Consider the following 16,618-nt stretch of genomic DNA (forward strand, 5'->3'; position numbering starts at 1 on the left):
CTCACTGGGCGAAAACTGGCTGAGCGAAAACTGACCGGGCGAAAACTGATCGGAGGCGCTTTGGCCGCATGCGTCGTGCTTGGCGCCGGCAGCGCCGTTGCTGAGGAAGTCGGCAAGGTCGGCGTCGACTGGGTCGGCAATGACATCATCGTCGAGGCGATCAAGGATCCGAAGGTGGAAGGCGTCACCTGCCACGTTTCCTATTTCGACCGCAGCGTCATCGACCGGCTGCACAAGGGCAACTGGTTCGAGGATCCCAGCGATTCCTCGATCTCGTGCCGCCAGACCGGCCCGATCACCATCGGCGACATCGACACGAGCGAGGGCGGCGAGGAGGTTTTCAAGCAGGGCATCAGCCTGATCTGGAAGAAGCAGGTGGTGAACCGCATCTACGACAAGAAGAACGAGACGTTGATCTATCTCTCGCACTCGCGCCAGGTGCAGGACGGCTCGGCCAAGATGTCGGTCACGACGGTGCCGCTCTATGGCCAGAACGTGGTGTGGAGCAAGGACAAGCCGAAATAGGCGATTCTTTCGAGCCGTTTGGCGTTACGGCCAATTGCTCCGCCTTGCGGCGGCAATTGCTCTGACGTAAAGCCGCCGACATGGACCGTTCCGAAGATCTCGTTCCGAAAGACCCCGAGCCGCGCATTCATCCGACCGCGGAGATGAAGGGCTGCAAGCTTGGCCGTTATGCCGCGATCGGCGAACGCGTCGTGCTGCGCGAGGTCATTGTCGGCGATTTCTCCTATTTCGAACGCCATGCCGAGGCGATCTATACGACGATCGGCAAATTCTGCTCGATCGCCGCCAACAGCCGCATCAATGCGCTGGAACATCCGATCGAGCGGCTGACCCAGCACAAGGTCAGCTATCGGCCGAACGAATATTTTCGCTGGCTGGGCGTCGATGCCGCGTTCCGCGAGCGGCGGCGGTCGAAGGCCGTGACCATCGGCCATGATGTCTGGATCGGCCATGGCGCGGTCATCTTGCCTGGCGTTGCCATCGGCAATGGCGCGGTCATCGGTGCCAATGCCGTGGTGACGCGGGACGTGCCGTCCTACACGATCGTCGCCGGCGTGCCGGCGAAACCGCTCAGGCCACGCTTTGCTCCTGAAATAGCGGCACGCATCGAGGCTCTCGCCTGGTGGGACTGGCCGGTCGAGAAACTCGCCAGGGCGGTTCCCGACATGCAGGCGATGCCGATCGAGACCTTCCTCGATCGCTGGGAAAACGACGCCGCCTGAGCCGGCATCCCTATACGTTCTCCACAGCCGCCATTTCCCGGAAACGAAATATTGCGTTGGGCGGAGATGCTTCGAGGGTAACCAATTTTCTTAACGTAAAATATTAGCGTTAAAAATTGGAAAATGAATTGTATCGCTCAAATTAAACAATCCATGGTTGCACGACTTTTTGCGAAATGCACTAATCGATGCGGGGGTAAGTCGTAAGAAGTCGAAGGAAACACTGTTAGCAACAATGGAGAGAAGTCATGAAGAAGTTCGCACTTGTACTCACTGCTGCAATGGTTTCGTTCTCGACTGTCGGCGCCTATGCCGGCGGCTGGGGCGGAGGTAGCTCGGGCAGCCTGATCAACGTGTCGCCGTCCATCGGTCTCGGCCAGGTGAACGCGTTGAACGGCGTTCTCAATGGCAACAACATCCTGAGCGGCAATGTCGTCCAGGGCATCCTGAACGGCAACAAGACCAACGTCCTTTCCGGCGTTCTCAGCGGGATCGGCGTCAACGTGCTCGGCGGCAACAGCTACAAGCTGGGCGGCCGTCACTAGGCAGCAAGGTCACGGGCAATTTCCGTGTCGGGGCAGGAGGGTCTCGCACACCCTCCTGCCTCGCTGGTTTGTATCCCTGGGCCGAGGCAAACTCCGGACGGAAAACCGTTCTTCCAGGACTAGCCTTCCCCGCAAACAGGCCGGACATGCGCGAAGACGAAGTCAGATCTTGGCGCGCAACGCAATGAAGGCATCGATGCTGTGTTCGCGGTCGTCGATGACCGTCTTGATGGTCCTGTTGATATCGACGCGCAAGACGATGGCCATCGACTTGCTCGCGTCATATGTCGCCTCGGCATAGATGCCTTTTCGGCGCTCCTGGTTCTCATAGAGCAGATTGTCCTTGAGCTCGTAGAAGATGCCGGACGCAATGCCGAGATTCTCGCGCAGCTTGGTGCCGATTTCCAGTTCCGCGCGCTGCAGCCATGAGGCCAGCGGGTCGTCGGTGTTGGATGTTTCGTAGCGCCCGAAATACGTGCCGCGCAGCTCGAAGCCGCGCGGCAATGGCTTGCCGAAGGTCACCTGCCAGGTCGGGCGCCAGCGCTGGTAGATGTTGTCGGCGCCGCGCAGGAACTCCGCGCCCAGCGCCAGGCCCAGTGTCGAGCCGTCCGATCCCTTGTAGGCGGCCTCGGCGCGCAGCGTATAGGCGTCGAACGACAGGAACAGCGGCGGATAGCCGATCCGCTCGACGCTGGCGAAGAGCGCCGATGCCGACCCGCCGAAGGCGAAATTGCCGACGGTCCGGGTGATCCTCGCCGCCAATTGGAAGAGGTTGCGGTCGGCGTGCAGTTTCGCCGGCAGGATCAGGTCGTCCTCGAAATGCGTCGCGCCGAGTTTTTCGAAACTGTCGGCGGCTTCGAGGATCAGCGAGGTCGCATTGCCGAGATCGATGCCGAGCTGTGTCTGGGCACCGAAGACCTGCTTGGCCTCGCGCGTTCCCAGCGTCAGCGGGCCGATGTCGAGATTGTCACCGGTGCTGGACACGCGATAGCTCAGCGTTCCCCTCAATTCGAGACCCGGCGTGAGGCGGCGGAAGGCCTCGGCCGACACGCCCAGGGAGCGGTCATCCTCGATCGAGGTGTGGTCGTAATGCGAAACCTGGAAGTCGGCGTTGAGCTTGGCGTAAGCGTCGCTGTCGCCCCATTGCTGTTGCAGCGCGCCGCGCAGCAGCGAATACCAGTCGGAGACGTTGCGATCGCTGTCCAGCGCGTTGTTGGTCCAGTGGCGTTCCAGACTGCCGGTGATGACTGGATCGGTTGACGCCGCGGCCGCCTCCGCCGCCGGCGGGGCCGTCGGTTCGGCTGCCGGCGTGGTCGTGGATTCAGCCCGGGCGGTGACGGCAGCGCAGGTCATCAGCAGGCCGAAGCCGGCGCTGCGGAGCAGAGTGCGCGAAAGTGGAGCGATGGTTTGTTCTGGTGCCGGTCGGCGCTTTGGGGAAACCATGCTCCGCGCTCTCCGGAATGAAACCCCTTCCGCCATGCGGGGGTGGCGCAGCGGAAGGGGCTGGAGGTAAACCGCTGTGAAGCGGAAGGAACAGGCTCCTTGCCTGCATGGTTACCATGACATTGAACCGATAAGGTGTGTTTTTCACCAGATGCACGTCCTGCGTGTATTCAATTGTGCCGGTTGCATTCCTTGCGGTGGGAACTCGAACGGCCCCCGCTTGTTTCTCATCGCGGCAAACATTGAGGGCACTCGACACATGGAAAAGCATTTCACCAAGGTTGCCAACTGGGTCGCTCACATGACCGGCCTGCCGCTGACCTTTGCCGGCTGCTGTCTGATCGTCGTCGTCTGGGCGGTCAGCGGGCCGTTCTTCAGTTTCTCGGACACCTGGCAACTGGTGATCAACACCGGCACGACCATCATTACCTTTCTCATGGTGTTTCTCATCCAGAACACCCAGAACCGTGACGGCGCGGCGATCCAGGCCAAGCTCGACGAATTGATCCGGGTCAGCGAGGGCCACAACCACTTTATCGGCATCGAACACCTGACCGAATCCGAGGTCGAGGAAATCCGCTCCAAATGCGAGCGGGCGGCAAAACGGCACGACAAGGAGATCGCCACCCTGGCGGCCAACAAGGCGGTTGCCAAGAAACGGAGCGCGGGAAAGAGCGCTGCTTGAGGCTCAGCCCTTCAGGAATGCCGCGAACGCATCCTTGTGGTCGGGGTGCCAGCGCGACAGGGCAGGGCGGTTTTCGATGATGTCGCCGATCGCCCAGGCCATGCGCTTTTCGTCCAGCGGCCGCGCCACCTCATTGTCGGGGCACAGGATGTAGAAGTCGCCCCGGACCAGCGAGACCAGCATGAAATCGACGACCTGCTCGCCGGTCCAGGCACCGGCGGGCTTTTCCGTCGCGCCTTCGGTCAGGCCGGTATAGGTGAAGCCGGGAATGAGCAGATGCGCCGACAGGCGGGCGCCGGGCTCGTTGCGCAGCGCATGCGCAAGGCCTTCCGTAAAGGTCTTCACGCCGGCCTTGGAAACGTTATAGGCGAGGTTGCCGGGCGGCGTGGTGATGCCTTGCTTGGAGCCGGTGTTGATGATCAGGCCGGGCTTGGCCGACGCCAGCATGCGTGACGTGAAGGCTTCGACGCCATGCAAGACGCCGCAGAAATTGACGTCGAGCAGCCGTTTCCAGCCGTCGCGGTTTTCCCAGGGCTTTCCAGGATTGTCGCCGACGCCGGCATTGTTCATCAGCAGCGAGACTTCGCCGAAGGCGCCGAATGCCCGGTCGGCGAGACGGTCGACCTCATCGGCCTTCGAAACGTCGGATGCAACGGCAAGCACGGCGTCGTCGCCGGTAATCGCGGCGACGGCGCGCGAGGCATCGTCGAGGCGCGGCCCGCCAATGTCGGCCAGCACGATCTTCATGCCCATCAACGCCAGCCTTTTGGCCGCCGCAAGGCCGATGCCGCTCGCGGCGCCGGTGATGACGGCGGTATTGCCTTGGCCAAGCGCTGGCAGGGCGGTCTGGATTTCGGCGTCGGTGATCATGAGCGGAAAGGTCCTTTTCTCGATGGCGCCGAACTTAGCGCCGGATCGGGCTTGCGCAAGCCTCTGTCGGGCTTGTCGGGTTGACCAGCCCGGTCGTGGCTGCGCATGCTGCCACGACAAAGGAGACTTCCGATTGACGGATTGGGTTGCAATTCTGAAGGAGCAGACCGCCACCGGCGACCAGATGGGGCGCGAGGTGCCACAGATGCTGGCCAATCCCGATATCAGCGAAGCCCAGGTGAAGACTTTGTTCTCGGCGCTGGAAAAACAGGCCGAGTTCGTCGAGAAACTGCGCATGGCGCTGGAGAAGTTCGGCCATGATTTCTCGATCATCAAGGCGGCGGAGCGGCTGGAAGAGCGCTATGGCGACCTTGCCGCGTCGGTGGCGGAAAAGCTGAAGGCGATGCGCGGCTAAGCAATTCCAGGAAAAGTGTGAAGCGGTTTTCCGTCCGGAATTGCGCCGGGCAAACAGTTATTTTTCGATCACCCGCGCGAAGCGCGTGTCCGGCACCAGCCAGACCAGGGCGACGGCAACATAGAGCGCAACGCCGATCCACCGGTCGAGGAAGGTCAGCCCGACGGCCGCGATGTAAATGGCGAGCGAGATCCTCCCCTTACGGTCGGCGCCGATGGCCTTGGCGAATGCGGTGTCCTGCCCATGCAGCCGATGCAGCGCGATGACCAGGATGCTGTAGGCGGTCGCGCACATTACAAGGTCGAAACCGTAGACCGCGACGGGAACCGTGGCGAAATGGTTCTCGCCCATGAAGGCGGTTGTCACCGGCATCAAGGACAACCAGAACAGCAGATGCAGGTTTGCCCACAGCACGCGGCCGTCGACCCGCTGCACGGTGTGGAACATATTGTGCAGATTGTTCCAGTAGATGCCGACATTGATGAACGAGAGCACGTAGCACAGGAAGATCGGCCACTGCGGCAGCAAGGCCGAAAAATCCTCGCCTTCCGGCACCTTCAGGTCCAGCACCATGATGGTGATGATGATCGCCACCACGCCGTCGGTGAATGCCTCGACCCTGCCTTTGCCCATGATCACTGCCCCGGAGCGCGATGAATTGCCGAAAGATAGTAAATCGTTAGCGGATGTTGGCGTGCCGATAAACGGCGTACGGTAAATTCCTCAACTATATCAGGGGAAATCTCCATGCCCGGACCGGTGATCATGGTGATTGGCCTCGGCCAGTTGTTGACTTTTCTTGCCGCTGCATCTCCCCTTGCGACGCGGTCCCGGCCGAAGCAGTCGAACGGCCGGCGCTCGAATGGAGGGACTGATGAGATTTCGATTTCTGCTTGCGATAGCGACCATCCTGGCGACGGTCTTCGGTACGTCGGCCGCGGCCTTTGCCTACAGCGCCCACACCACGACCAATCTCAACGTGCGTAACGGGCCCGGCGCGGGATATGCCAAGGTCGGGACGCTGCCGGCGGGCTTCAGGGTCAATGTCACCGGCTGCCAGCCTGGCTGGTGCAGGATACATGGTGGCGGTGTCAGCGGCTGGGCCAGTTCGGGCTATCTCGCGCGCGCCCAAGTCGTGCATCCGCCTGTTATCATCGTGCGCCCGCCGCATCGGCCGCCGCACTGGCACCATCGGCCCCATCACCGTCCCCCGCATCACCGCCCGCCGCACAAGCCGCGACCCGGCAAGTGCAAGATCGCGCCCGGTTTCCCCTGCAAATAGAACCGATCGCATCCGGTACGGCACACGGGATGCCGTTGATGGACCGGGGCCGCTGGCCCCGATCCGCGTTTTTGGCCGTGAGCCTGGCGGGTCAAGGCCCACCGTGGTGTCAGGAGCGTGGCCGTTGATCGGAACGCCGGCGGGAAGGGTGCGTTAACGTCGCGATCCCTGAAACCGGTGACGAGCTTGGCCATGGCCCTTCGCGATCTCGCGCAAACTCACGACGATGCCGGCGGCGACCTAGCGATCCCCACTGTCGCCGCGATGATCGCGGTGCTGTTTGCCGGCAGCACGGTGCTGACGCCTCTCTATATCGTCTACAAGCAGCAATTCGGCTTTTCGCAGATCACCTTGACGCTGATCTACGCGGTCTATGTCGTCGGCAATCTCGGCGCCTTGCTGGTGTTCGGCGGCGTGTCGGATGTCGTGGGACGCCGGCCGGCGGCACTCGCGGCAATGATCGTGGCCATTGTCAGCGCGCTTGTCTTCCTGTTCGCAGGCAATGTCGTCGCGCTCGATGTGGCGCGCATCCTGAGCGGCCTTGGGATCGGCGTCGGTGCAGGGACGGGGACCGCGTGGATTGCCGAGCTTCTGCCTGATGCCGACAAGTCGCGCGCCAGCGTCATCGCCACCAGCACCAACTTCCTCGGCCTCGGTTTCGGGGCGCTTGTTTCGGGCCTGTTGGCCCAATACGAGCCGTGGCCATTGCGCCTGGTTTTCATCGTCTATCTGGCGGCGCTTGGCGTGGTGACGATCCTGGTCTGGCGCACGCGCGAAACGGTGACCAAGCCCAGCGGCCTTGGCCAGGTGTCGATGCGGCCGCGCCTCTCCGTGCCGGCGCGGATCCGCTCGCGCTTCGTGGCGCCGGCGGTGACCGGCTTTGGCGCCATGGCGCTGGTCGGCTTCTATGCGGCGGTGGCGCCGAGCATCCTGGCGCAGCAGCTGCACGAAACGAACCATGCCGTGGCCGGGGCACTGTTCTTCGAGCTGGCGATGATCGCGGCGCTCAGCATTGTGGCGCTGGCGCGGATGCGGAGCAGCACGGCGATGCTGGCCGCGCTGGCCTTGATGATCCCGAGCGCCGTGCTCGTGGTGGCGGCGCAGATGCTGGCGTCGATGGCGCTGATGATCGCGGCGACCGCCTGCTGCGGCGTGGCGGCCGCTCTCGGCTATCGCGGCGGCCTGCAAGTGGTGAACGAGATCGCGCCGCGGGATCGCCGTGCCGAGGTCGTGTCCAGTTTCTTCATCTGCTGCTTTGTGGGTAATGCCTTGCCCGTCATCGGGCTCGGTGTCGTGTCGACCTATGCCAGTCCGGTCGTCGCGAGCCTGGCCTTCGCGGCCATGATCATCGCGTTCGCGCTGGTGGCGCTAGGATTCGGGCTCAGACAAAGGCGCTGAGACAGCCGCGCCGATCCGGCAAGGTGGCCTGCTTCAGCCGTTCGGGGTTTCAGGCGTCACGTTGGCGCGCTGGCGCGGCACACCGAGCCCTGTATCGGGCGGTTCGCCGGCGGCCGGCCTGTTCTCGATCATATGCATGGTGCGCCAGCCGCCGAAGCGGTAGTAGGCCGCCGCCAGCAACAGCGATGTGATCGAGCCGGCGGGGAAACTCCACCACAGCGCCTCCTCGCCGATCACGCCGCGCATAAAATAGGCAAAGCCGGTGCGCACGACGAGCACCGAGATCACCAGGATGATCAGCGGCGGCATCACCGCGCCGGTGGCGCGCACGGTGGCAAACAGCACGATGGTGATGCCGAACAGGATGAACGACCAGGACGCGACACTGTTGATGTGAGCGGCAATGTCGATCGCCGCGCTGTCGCTGCTCAGGAAGAGGCTCAGGATCGAGCGGTCGAAGGCCCATAGCAGCGCGACGAGGGCGCCGGTCAGGACAAGGTTGAAGCCAACGCCGGAGACCGCGATGCGGCCGATGCGGTCCCAGCGGCCGGCGCCGACATTCTGCGCCGCCATGGAGGAGACCGCGGCGCCGATGGCAAGCGCCGGCATCTGGATGTAGGTCCAGAGCTGCGCGGCGATACCGTAGGCGGCGGCGACCTGGGACCCGTAGGAGTTGACGATACCCATCACCGTCAGTGCCGCCGCCGAGATGACGATCATCTGCAAGCCCATCGGCACGCCCTTGAAGACGACGATGCGCAGCAGCGCCGGATCCGGGCGTAGCAAAGCGAGATTGGCGCCGGCCAGCCGCAGCGGATGCTTGCGCGCGTAGAGCACGACAAGGATGGCGATGACGCTCACGGTCTGGCCGATCAGCGTCGAGGTGGCGGAACCGGCGATGCCGAGTTCGGGAAATGGACCGATGCCGCGGATGAGCAGGGGGTTGAGCACGATGTCGAGCACGACCGCTAGCGCCATGAAGAAGAAGGGCGTGCGTGAATCGCCCGCGCCGCGCAGCACGGTCATGACGAAGGACAGGAGGTTCATCATCGGCACGGCGACGAAGATGATGCGCAGGTAGGAGCGTGCGAGCGGCAAGGCGTCGGCCGGCGTGCCGAGCGCGCCGAGGATGGCGTCGACCCAGACCCAGCCGCACACCGCGAACACAACCGAGACGAGGAAAAAGAACGTGGCGCTGGTGCCGACAATGCGGCGCGCCTGGGGCAGGTCGCGGGCGCCGACCGACTGCGCCACCAGGATGGTGGCCGCCATGCCGATGCCGAACACCGTGCCGAGGATCAGGAACAGAACGAGATTGGCGTTGGACGTCGCGGTCAGTGCCGATTCGCCGAGGAAGCGGCCCACCCAGACGGCATTGACCGAGCCGTTGAGCGACTGCAGCACATTGGAACCCAGCACCGGCAAGGCAAACAACAGCAGCGTGCGCGGGATCGGACCGCTGGTCAGGTCGCCGGTGCGACGACGGGCGGGCATTTTTTCGTCCATGGCCGACAGAGCCTATCTTTGAGTCCGGTGCGCGATGATCGCAGATTCAACCGGGCAGGTCGATGCAGGGCGGGAAGGACGGTCGAAGGGCCATGCCTTGATCCATCCTGTTCTCAAAGCTTGTGGAATGGGATATTGATCCCAGGCGCGTAGGGCCGCGTTTCTTACCGGGGGGTTCATGTCAGATATTCCGCTTTTTCCTGAGCGCCTGAGTCGGCGTGCGTTTCTTGGCGCATCCGCTTTGGGTGCGGCTTCCCTGACGCTTTCGGCGTGCACCACGACCGATGTGGCGCCGCCGACCGTGGCGCCGGCCCCACCGTCGGCCGCGCCAAGCGATGCCGCTTTCGGCGATACAGCGATCATGTATGCGGCGCGAACGGACGAGGGTTATCAGCTGCCGGCCATTCCGGTTGCCAAGCTCGATCCGAAGTTCGTGCGCCAGGTCGTGGCCGATCCGACCGGAGAAAAGCCCGGTACGATCGTCGTCGACGTATCCGAGCACTTCCTCTATCTGGTGCGCGACGGCGGCAAGGCCATCCGCTATGGCGTCAGCCTCGGCAAGGCCGGTTTCGGATGGACCGGCAGCGCCGTGGTCCAGGCGAGGAAGAAATGGCCGGTGTGGACGCCGCCGCCGGAAATGATCCAGCGCCGGCCGGAACTGGCGAAATACAAGGACGGCATGCCGCCCGGCCCGCAGAGCCCGCTGGGCGCGCGCGCGCTCTATCTGTTCCGCGACGGCAAGGACACAATGTACCGGCTGCATGGCACGCCGGAATGGGATTCCATCGGCAAGAACGCGTCGTCCGGCTGCGTCCGCTTCATGAACCAGGACATCATCGACCTCTACAGCCGCGTCAATGGCCCGGCCCAGGTCTTCGTGCGGCCCAACCTGTCGGCTGCCGGCAAGATCATGGCCGTGTCGAGCAGAACCGCCGAGCCGATCGATGCGGGCGTGCCGAAGGACGCGGAGTTCCTGAAGTAAGCCTTTTCACGACTTGCGGGCGGACGCCAGGCGCGTCCGCCCCGCTGGGATCGTTACTTCTTGCCGAGGCCCGCCAGCGTGACCTGATAGACCAGGAACATGGTGTCGACATCGGCGCCGTCATCGGCCTTGTAGGGGGCGCCGACCTGGAAGCCGTCCTGGGCGAGGAAGTCATTGTCGTTGCCGACGAACAGGAAATAGTCGTCGGGCAGCTTCGGGTCGAGCACGCTGGCGAGCGACATCGCTTCCCACTTTTCGGAGAGCTCGTTGCGGTCCTTCGCCCCGCCATTGTGCAGGCCGAAGCGGCCAAGCGCGGCGGCGTCGTTGATGTCGATGAACGGCGTCAGCTTGGCCGGGGTCACCGACGGATCAAGCACGCCCTTGGGCGCGACCGGCTTGTCGGCGGCGTCGAAGGGTCCGCCCGCGATGTCGGTCGCGCCGGAAAGGTCGACGATGTTGATCTGCCGGTAGAGCGACGCGTCGCCCTTCTTCAGGCCCTGGCCGTTGCCGCTGTCGCGTGCCAGCATCAGGAAGGACGTGTCCGAAAGCGCCACGATCTCGCTCTGCGCGGCGACCTTGGTCTTGCCCTTGGCATCCTTGAACACCGGCAGCGGCACGACATATTCATGCGCTAGCTTCAGATGGGCGAGGTCGGAGGCGTCATAGACCAGGGCCCTGGTGTTCTGGCGCGTCGAAGGGGAATCGCCGCCGTCCTGCCTCGGAGCCGACTGCAGCACCGCGATCAGGAACTTGCCGTCCGGCGTCATGGCCATGCCTTCGAGGCCCTGGTTGTTCTGGCGCCCGGTCTCGGGATCCTTCGGGTCAGGGTCGGCGGCGCCCGGGCCGGGGTTGTCGGAAGAGAAGTTCGGCGCTCCCTTGCGCATCGGCACGAGGGCCGCCGGCGGCTGGGTCGCCGACATCAGGCGGCCTTGCGCGGAGAACCGGTAGATGTTGGGGCCGTATTCGTCGGAGATGAACATCGAACCGTCGGGCAGCCGCACGATCGCTTCGTTGTCGAGAGCGAGCTTGCCGTTGGTGGCGACGGGCAGCATCGGCATGTCGCCCGCGGCCGGGCGTACATCCGCCAACGGATCGAGGCCGGTGGCGTCGGCGCCCTTGTCGTCGGTGAGAAGCATGGTGTCGGCAAGCGTCGCCTTGACGCCGGTCTGCTCCTGGCCGGCGGCGGGAGCAGCGCCCGGCGCGACAGGCGTGAACTCGATGCCGATCGTGTTGAGGCGCGGCCGGTAATCGGTGGTGCCGGCGACATTGTAGCCACGGTCGGGCAGCAGCCAGAGCGACCCCTTGTAGGTGCCGGCATCGTGCGTCCAGCCGGATGTGTCGATCGCCATGCCGGAGCCCGAGCCAAACGTCTCGCCGAACTTGTCGCGCTGTGCGGCCGGGATGCGGCCGACGCCGACGAGGCCCTTGTTGATATAGGCCACGCCATCGGCAAGCGCGGGGGTTAGGGCGGTGAACAAGGCCAGCGCTGCGCCGAGTGCGACGCTCCGGTTCAAATGTTTCATGGACAATCCTCTTTGTGACGAAGCACGCCGGAGCGGCCGAAGGACAAAAATGAAAAGAGGTGCCGCATCGACGATGCCGCGCATGCCTCCCCGAAAGCGATCTAAGGCGTCAACATGATGCTTGCGTGACAGTGCGCGATGTCGGCCCGCCGGGGTCTCCGTGTGGCGATAAAAATACTGGACGGCGTGAGATTATTGATCGGGCCATCGCTCGTATTCAGCGCACTAGACACTAATGTACAGTCCATATATGGTGTCCCCTCTGACAGACCAGGAGGGAAGCCTTGAAGTCGCATTACCGCGCAGTCGTCATTGGAGGTGGCGTGGTCGGCGCCTCGGTGCTCTACCATCTGACACGGTTCGGCTGGAGCGACGTGGCGCTGATCGAGCGCGCCGAACTGACGGCCGGCTCGACCTGGCACGCGGCGGCCGGTTTTCACGCGCTCAACGCCGATCCCAACGTCGCGGCGCTGCAGGATTACACCATCAAGCTTTATCGCGAGATCGAGGCCGAATCCGGCCAGGACATCGGCCTGCACATGACCGGCGGCGTCAACATGGCCAGCGATCCGCAGCGCTGGGAATGGTTGAAGTCGGCCTGGGCGGTGTTTCAGTCGGTGGGCATCGAAACGGCCCGCCTGGTGACCCCGGAAGAGATCAAGGCGATCTGCCCGATCATCGACGTCAGCGGTGTGCTCGGCGGCCTGTATGATTCCAACGAGGGCCATCTCGACCCCTACGGAACGACGCACGCCTATGCCGGAGCGGCGAAAAAGCGTGGCGCCGAAGTCATCCTGCGCAACCGCGTGGTCGCGCTGAAGCCACGCGCTGACGGCCACTGGGATGTCGTCACCGAGCAGGGCACCATCGTCGCCGAACATGTTGTCAATGCCGGCGGCTTATGGGCGAAGCAGCTCGGCCTGATGGCCGGCGTCGACTTGCCGGTGACGCCGATGGAGCACCATTATTTCGTCACCGAGGACATTCCCGAGGTCGCCGCGCTCGACCGGGAACTCGGACTTGCGGTCGACCTCGACGGCTTTTCCTACCTGCGCCAGGAACGCAACGGCGTGCTGCTCGGCGTCTACGAGCAGAACCCGAGGCACTGGAACATGGACGGCGCGCCATGGGACTATGGCATCGAGCTGATCCCGGAGGACATCGACCGCATCAGCCCGGAACTCGCCAAGGCGCATGAGCGCTTTCCCTGCCTGGCGACGGCCGGCATCCGCAAATGGGTCAACGGCGCCTTCACCTTCACCCCCGACGGCAATCCGATCGTCGGGCCGGTGCGCGGCCTGAAGAACTACTGGGTCGCCTGCGGCGTCATGGCCGGCTTCAGCCAGGGCGGCGGCGTCGGCAAGTCGCTGGCCGAATGGATGATTTATGGCGAGCCGCGGGCCGACATCTTCGGCATGGACATCGCCCGCTACGGCGCCTTCGCCGCCAACCGGGAGTATCTCAAACAGACGACCCGGCAGTTCTACGCGCGCCGCTTCGTCATGACCTTTCCCAATGAGCGATTGCCGGCGGGCCGGCCCTTGAAACGCCCCGGCGCCTATGACGGCATGAGCGCGGCCGGCTGCGAATGGACGGCCTCCTGGGGGCTGGAAATCCCGGCCTATTTCGCGCCGATGGGTTTTCGCGAGAACACAACGCTCAAGCGCTCCAACGCCTTCGATATCGTCGGCGACGAAGCGCTGCGGGTACGGCGCGCCGCCGGTCTCGTCGATATCTCGGCCTATTCGCGCTACGCGATTTCAGGACCGGGCGCCGAGGCGTGGCTCGACCGGTTGCTCGCCTGCAGGCTGCCGAAGGCCGGCCAGGCGCGGCTGGCGCCAATGCTCGGACCGGACGGGCGGTTGAAGGGCGACCTGACCGTCATCAACTGGGGCGGCGGCGACTATTGGCTGATGGGCTCCTACTATCTCAGGGAATTCCACATGCGCTGGTTCGAGAGCCATGCGCGAGAGGGTGTCACGGTCACCGACATTTCGGACGCGATGAGCGGCTTCCTGCTGACCGGGCCCAATGCGCGCAAGATTCTTGAGTGCACGACGCATCAGGACGTGTCGGGCAAGGCGCTGCCGTTCATGGCCTGCGGCGCGTTCGACATCGGCATGGTGCGGGCGCGGGTTGCCCGCCTCTCCATCGCCGGCGAACTGGGCTTCGAGATCAGTTGCCCGGTGGGCATGCATGCCACGCTGCGCGAGACGCTGCTTGCCGCCGGCGAGGACCTTGGGCTGGCCGAGATCGGTTACTACGCGCTGAATGCACTCAGGCTGGAGAAAAGCTTCGGCATCTGGTCGCGCGAATTCACGCAGGGCTACACGCCAGGCCAGACCGGGCTCGACCGCTTCATCGCCTTCGACAAGAGCGACTTTATCGGCCGCGACGCGGCGCTGAAGGCGCGCCACGCCGGCGCCGCGCGGCGGATCGTGACGCTGGAGATCGATGCCGTCGATGCCGACGCCAGCGGCTTCGAGCCGGTCTGGCATGGCGGCCGCCGCGTCGGCTTCGTCACCTCTGGCGGATTCGGCTACACGATCGGCAAGAGCGTCGCGCTGGCGTTGGTGGACGACGATTTCGCCGGGGAAGGGACCGCGCTTTCGGTACACATTGTCGGCGTCGAGCGGCCGGCGCGGGTCATCGGGGTCTCGCCCTACGATCCCCAGGGCAAGGCGATGCGGCAATGAGGCAATGAGGCAATGAAGAGGAGTTTCTGATGGTCGATGACGCGGCACGGGATATGAGGCGCGAACGCCGGCGTGGACGCACGGGCGAGGCCGGCAGCGAATCCAGCCGCAAGCCCGATTATCGCTCGCTGAAGAACCCGTTCCTGCCGCAGCCGATCTTTTCCAACGACCAGGTGGCGTCGATCCACGACACGGCGCTGCGCGTGCTGGAAGAATTGGGCATCAAGGTGCTGCTGCCGCAGGCGCGCGAAGTGCTCGCCCGCGCCGGCGCGCTGGTCGATTCCGAGACCGACATGGTGCGCATCGGCCGTGACATGGTGGCGGCCGCGCTCGCCTCGGCGCCGCGATCGATCCATGCCAATGCAGGCGCGCGGGCTCGCGACCTGTCGCTCGAACTGGGCTCGATGACGTTCCTGGCGGGCTCCGGCGCGCCCAATGTCACCGATCTCGACCGTGGCCGGCGTCCCGGAACGCTGGCCGCCTTCGAGGAGCTCATCAAGCTGGTGCAGCATTTCGATGTCTTGCACATGCTGGGGCCGTGCATCGAACCGCAGGATATCGACAATCGTTTCCGCCACTATGCCGTCAACCGGGCGCAACTGACCCTTTCAGACAAATTCCCGTTCGTGTTCGCGCGTGGCACGCCGCAGGTCGATGACAGTTTCGAAATGATCAGGCTGGCCCGCGGCCTGTCCGAGGATGAGTTCCGCTCCGGCGCGCATTGCTACACCGTCATCAACACCAATTCGCCGCGCCAGCTCGACATTCCCATGGCGCAAGGCATCATCGATTTCGCAAGGGCGGGCCAGGTCCTGATCATCACGCCCTTCTGCCTGGCCGGTGCGATGGCACCGATCACGGTGGCCGGGGCCTTGACCTTGCAGCATGCCGAAGCGCTGGCCGGGCTGACGCTGGCGCAGATCGTGCGGCCCGGCGCGCCGGTGGTCTACGGCTCCTTCTCCTCCAATGTCGACATGAAATCCGGTGCGCCCGCCTTCGGTACGCCGGAGCACGTCAAAGCCACACTGGGCGCGGGCCAGCTGGCGCGCTTCACCGGACTGCCCTGGCGCTCCGGCGGCGGCAGCGCGGCCAACATATCGGACGCGCAGGCGGCGCACGAGACGCAGTTCGCGCTATGGGGCTCGGTGCTGTCTGGCGCCACCGTCTGCATCCATGCCGCAGGCTGGCTGGAAGGCGGCTTGAGCGTTTCGCTGGAGAAGCTTGTCACCGACATCGAGGCGCTGCAGACGGTCGCCGAACTCTGCGCCGCGACGCCTGGCGACGACGACGCGATCGGCTTCGAGGCGATCGCCGAGGTGCAGCCGGGCGGCCATTTCTTCTCGGCCGGCCACACCATGGCGCGCTACCGCACCGCCTTCTACGAACCGCTGGTGGCCGACTGGTCGAATTTCGGCAACTGGACGCAAAGCGGCTCGAAGACCGCGACCGAACGCGCCACCGGCATCTGGAAGCGCATCGTGGCCGATTTCGAGCCGCCTGCAGCGGCTGCCGCGACCGCGGGTGTGCTCGACGACTTCATCGCCCGGCGCACCGAGGAGGGCGGCGCCGCGCCGGTGTCCTGAGATTGCTTGCAGATTCACCGTCCCGAATTGTGGCTGGATACCGGAACCCGCGGCGCGTTCCACGCATTCATGGATTCGGGCCAGTGCCTTTGGCTCCATCCGCGAGCCGTTGAGGGAGGACGACATGGGTTTCGACCAGTATCACGAACCGCCGGAAGAACTGTCGCAGAAGGTGCGGACCTTTGCCCGCATGATCGCCTCGCTGATCGAGGAGGCGGAAGCGATCGGCTGGTACGAACAGCGCATGTCGGTTGAAAAGGACCCGCAGGCCAAGGCGATCATGAAGAACGCACAGAGCGAGGAGTTCAAGCATTTCGGCATGGACCTCGAATTCCTGCTGCGCCAGAAGACGGACTGGCGCGCGGAGCTGAAGGAAATCCTGTTCACCACCGGGGATATCGTCAAAGCCGGCGAGCGGGGCGAGAAGAAGGTGGATTGAGCGG

16 protein-coding genes are annotated in these 16,618 nt (G+C 64.3%); 11 read left to right on the plus strand and 5 right to left on the minus strand.

Translation table 11 applies throughout. The features are described 5' to 3' along the window. Positions 1 to 30: 30 nt before the first annotated feature. The 3 genes from LB564_RS18685 (at position 31) to LB564_RS18695 (ending at position 1,792) form a co-directional block, all read left to right on the plus strand. Positions 31 to 525 carry a CreA family protein gene (locus LB564_RS18685; RefSeq protein WP_224540201.1) on the plus strand — a complete coding sequence of 165 codons (495 nt, stop codon included), beginning with the start codon at positions 31 to 33 and terminating at the stop codon, positions 523 to 525. 80 nt (positions 526 to 605) lie between these two features. Then, the gene (locus LB564_RS18690; RefSeq protein WP_224539931.1) at positions 606 to 1,247 is read left to right on the plus strand and encodes a DapH/DapD/GlmU-related protein; all 642 of its coding nucleotides are present in this window, start codon (positions 606 to 608) and stop codon (positions 1,245 to 1,247) included. Between the two features lie 248 nt (positions 1,248 to 1,495). Further along, on the plus strand, positions 1,496 to 1,792 hold the full coding sequence (locus tag LB564_RS18695; RefSeq protein WP_140701896.1) for a hypothetical protein: 297 nt from the start codon (positions 1,496 to 1,498) through the stop codon (positions 1,790 to 1,792). Positions 1,793 to 1,954: 162 nt separating this feature from the next. On the opposite strand, the gene LB564_RS18700 is transcribed toward LB564_RS18695, so the two are convergent. Further along, entirely contained in the window at positions 1,955 to 3,145 is a 1,191-nt protein-coding gene (locus LB564_RS18700; protein ID WP_224539933.1) for a hypothetical protein, read from the minus strand. Positions 3,146 to 3,494: 349 nt separating this feature from the next. Here LB564_RS18700 and LB564_RS18705 point away from each other — a divergent pair, with 349 nt between their 5' ends. Next, positions 3,495 to 3,920 carry a low affinity iron permease family protein gene (locus LB564_RS18705; RefSeq protein WP_224539935.1) on the plus strand — a complete coding sequence of 142 codons (426 nt, stop codon included), beginning with the start codon at positions 3,495 to 3,497 and terminating at the stop codon, positions 3,918 to 3,920. Between the two features lie 3 nt (positions 3,921 to 3,923). On the opposite strand, the gene LB564_RS18710 is transcribed toward LB564_RS18705, so the two are convergent. Further along, positions 3,924 to 4,790 (minus strand): SDR family NAD(P)-dependent oxidoreductase, encoded by an 867-nt coding sequence (locus tag LB564_RS18710; protein WP_224539937.1) that lies wholly within the window; start codon positions 4,788 to 4,790, stop codon positions 3,924 to 3,926. A 133-nt stretch (positions 4,791 to 4,923) separates the two neighbouring features. Between LB564_RS18710 and LB564_RS18715 the strand changes: the two genes are divergently transcribed. Then, positions 4,924 to 5,205, plus strand: coding sequence for a hypothetical protein (locus LB564_RS18715; RefSeq protein ID WP_224539939.1), 282 nt, complete (start codon positions 4,924 to 4,926; stop codon positions 5,203 to 5,205). 57 nt (positions 5,206 to 5,262) lie between these two features. Here the strand turns inward: LB564_RS18715 and LB564_RS18720 are convergent, their stop codons facing one another. Next, complete coding sequence (locus LB564_RS18720) at positions 5,263 to 5,838, minus strand: TMEM175 family protein (protein ID WP_224539941.1); 576 nt, start codon at positions 5,836 to 5,838, stop codon at positions 5,263 to 5,265. Positions 5,839 to 6,079: 241 nt separating this feature from the next. On the opposite strand from LB564_RS18720, the gene LB564_RS18725 reads away from it, so the two are divergent. Next, positions 6,080 to 6,487 (plus strand): SH3 domain-containing protein, encoded by a 408-nt coding sequence (locus tag LB564_RS18725; RefSeq protein WP_224539943.1) that lies wholly within the window; start codon positions 6,080 to 6,082, stop codon positions 6,485 to 6,487. A 192-nt stretch (positions 6,488 to 6,679) separates the two neighbouring features. Continuing rightward, positions 6,680 to 7,885, plus strand: coding sequence for an MFS transporter (locus tag LB564_RS18730; RefSeq protein ID WP_224539945.1), 1,206 nt, complete (start codon positions 6,680 to 6,682; stop codon positions 7,883 to 7,885). A gap of 33 nt (positions 7,886 to 7,918) precedes the next feature. Here LB564_RS18730 and LB564_RS18735 read toward each other — a convergent pair whose 3' ends face one another. Next, complete coding sequence (locus LB564_RS18735; protein WP_411910198.1) at positions 7,919 to 9,391, minus strand: MATE family efflux transporter; 1,473 nt, start codon at positions 9,389 to 9,391, stop codon at positions 7,919 to 7,921. Positions 9,392 to 9,569: 178 nt separating this feature from the next. Here LB564_RS18735 and LB564_RS18740 point away from each other — a divergent pair, with 178 nt between their 5' ends. After that, a complete protein-coding gene (locus tag LB564_RS18740; RefSeq protein ID WP_224539948.1) occupies positions 9,570 to 10,373 on the plus strand; it encodes a L,D-transpeptidase in 804 nt (267 codons plus the stop codon). Positions 10,374 to 10,426: 53 nt separating this feature from the next. Here the strand turns inward: LB564_RS18740 and LB564_RS18745 are convergent, their stop codons facing one another. Then, on the minus strand, positions 10,427 to 11,896 hold the full coding sequence (locus LB564_RS18745; protein ID WP_224539951.1) for an esterase-like activity of phytase family protein: 1,470 nt from the start codon (positions 11,894 to 11,896) through the stop codon (positions 10,427 to 10,429). Between the two features lie 284 nt (positions 11,897 to 12,180). Between LB564_RS18745 and LB564_RS18750 the strand changes: the two genes are divergently transcribed. The 3 genes from LB564_RS18750 (at position 12,181) to LB564_RS18760 (ending at position 16,614) form a co-directional block, all read left to right on the plus strand. Continuing rightward, positions 12,181 to 14,592, plus strand: coding sequence for an FAD-dependent oxidoreductase (locus LB564_RS18750; RefSeq protein WP_224539953.1), 2,412 nt, complete (start codon positions 12,181 to 12,183; stop codon positions 14,590 to 14,592). Positions 14,593 to 14,621: 29 nt separating this feature from the next. Further along, positions 14,622 to 16,175, plus strand: a complete 1,554-nt coding sequence (locus LB564_RS18755; RefSeq protein ID WP_224539954.1) for a trimethylamine methyltransferase family protein — start codon at positions 14,622 to 14,624, stop codon at positions 16,173 to 16,175. Between the two features lie 124 nt (positions 16,176 to 16,299). Further along, positions 16,300 to 16,614 carry a hypothetical protein gene (locus LB564_RS18760; RefSeq protein ID WP_224539956.1) on the plus strand — a complete coding sequence of 105 codons (315 nt, stop codon included), beginning with the start codon at positions 16,300 to 16,302 and terminating at the stop codon, positions 16,612 to 16,614. Positions 16,615 to 16,618: the final 4 nt, after the last annotated feature.

The organism is Mesorhizobium sp. ES1-6, from assembly GCF_020164775.1.
Classification (GTDB): Bacteria; Pseudomonadota; Alphaproteobacteria; order Rhizobiales; family Rhizobiaceae; genus Mesorhizobium.

Bases quoted from the DNA above. Each gene is read 5' to 3' on its own strand.
- LB564_RS18735 (WP_411910198.1), bottom strand. From the start codon at position 9,391: ATGGACGAAAAAATGCCCGCCCGTCGTCGCACCGGCGACCTGACCAGC.
- LB564_RS18745 (WP_224539951.1), bottom strand. From the start codon at position 11,896: ATGAAACATTTGAACCGGAGCGTCGCACTCGGCGCAGCGCTGGCCTTG.
- LB564_RS18760 (WP_224539956.1), top strand. From the start codon at position 16,300: ATGGGTTTCGACCAGTATCACGAACCGCCGGAAGAACTGTCGCAGAAG.
- LB564_RS18730 (WP_224539945.1), top strand. From the start codon at position 6,680: ATGGCCCTTCGCGATCTCGCGCAAACTCACGACGATGCCGGCGGCGAC.
- LB564_RS18755 (WP_224539954.1), top strand. From the start codon at position 14,622: ATGGTCGATGACGCGGCACGGGATATGAGGCGCGAACGCCGGCGTGGA.
- LB564_RS18700 (WP_224539933.1), bottom strand. From the start codon at position 3,145: ATGACCTGCGCTGCCGTCACCGCCCGGGCTGAATCCACGACCACGCCG.
- LB564_RS18740 (WP_224539948.1), top strand. From the start codon at position 9,570: ATGTCAGATATTCCGCTTTTTCCTGAGCGCCTGAGTCGGCGTGCGTTT.
- LB564_RS18720 (WP_224539941.1), bottom strand. From the start codon at position 5,838: ATGGGCAAAGGCAGGGTCGAGGCATTCACCGACGGCGTGGTGGCGATC.
- LB564_RS18695 (WP_140701896.1), top strand. From the start codon at position 1,496: ATGAAGAAGTTCGCACTTGTACTCACTGCTGCAATGGTTTCGTTCTCG.
- LB564_RS18710 (WP_224539937.1), bottom strand. From the start codon at position 4,790: ATGATCACCGACGCCGAAATCCAGACCGCCCTGCCAGCGCTTGGCCAA.
- LB564_RS18690 (WP_224539931.1), top strand. From the start codon at position 606: ATGGACCGTTCCGAAGATCTCGTTCCGAAAGACCCCGAGCCGCGCATT.
- LB564_RS18705 (WP_224539935.1), top strand. From the start codon at position 3,495: ATGGAAAAGCATTTCACCAAGGTTGCCAACTGGGTCGCTCACATGACC.
- LB564_RS18725 (WP_224539943.1), top strand. From the start codon at position 6,080: ATGAGATTTCGATTTCTGCTTGCGATAGCGACCATCCTGGCGACGGTC.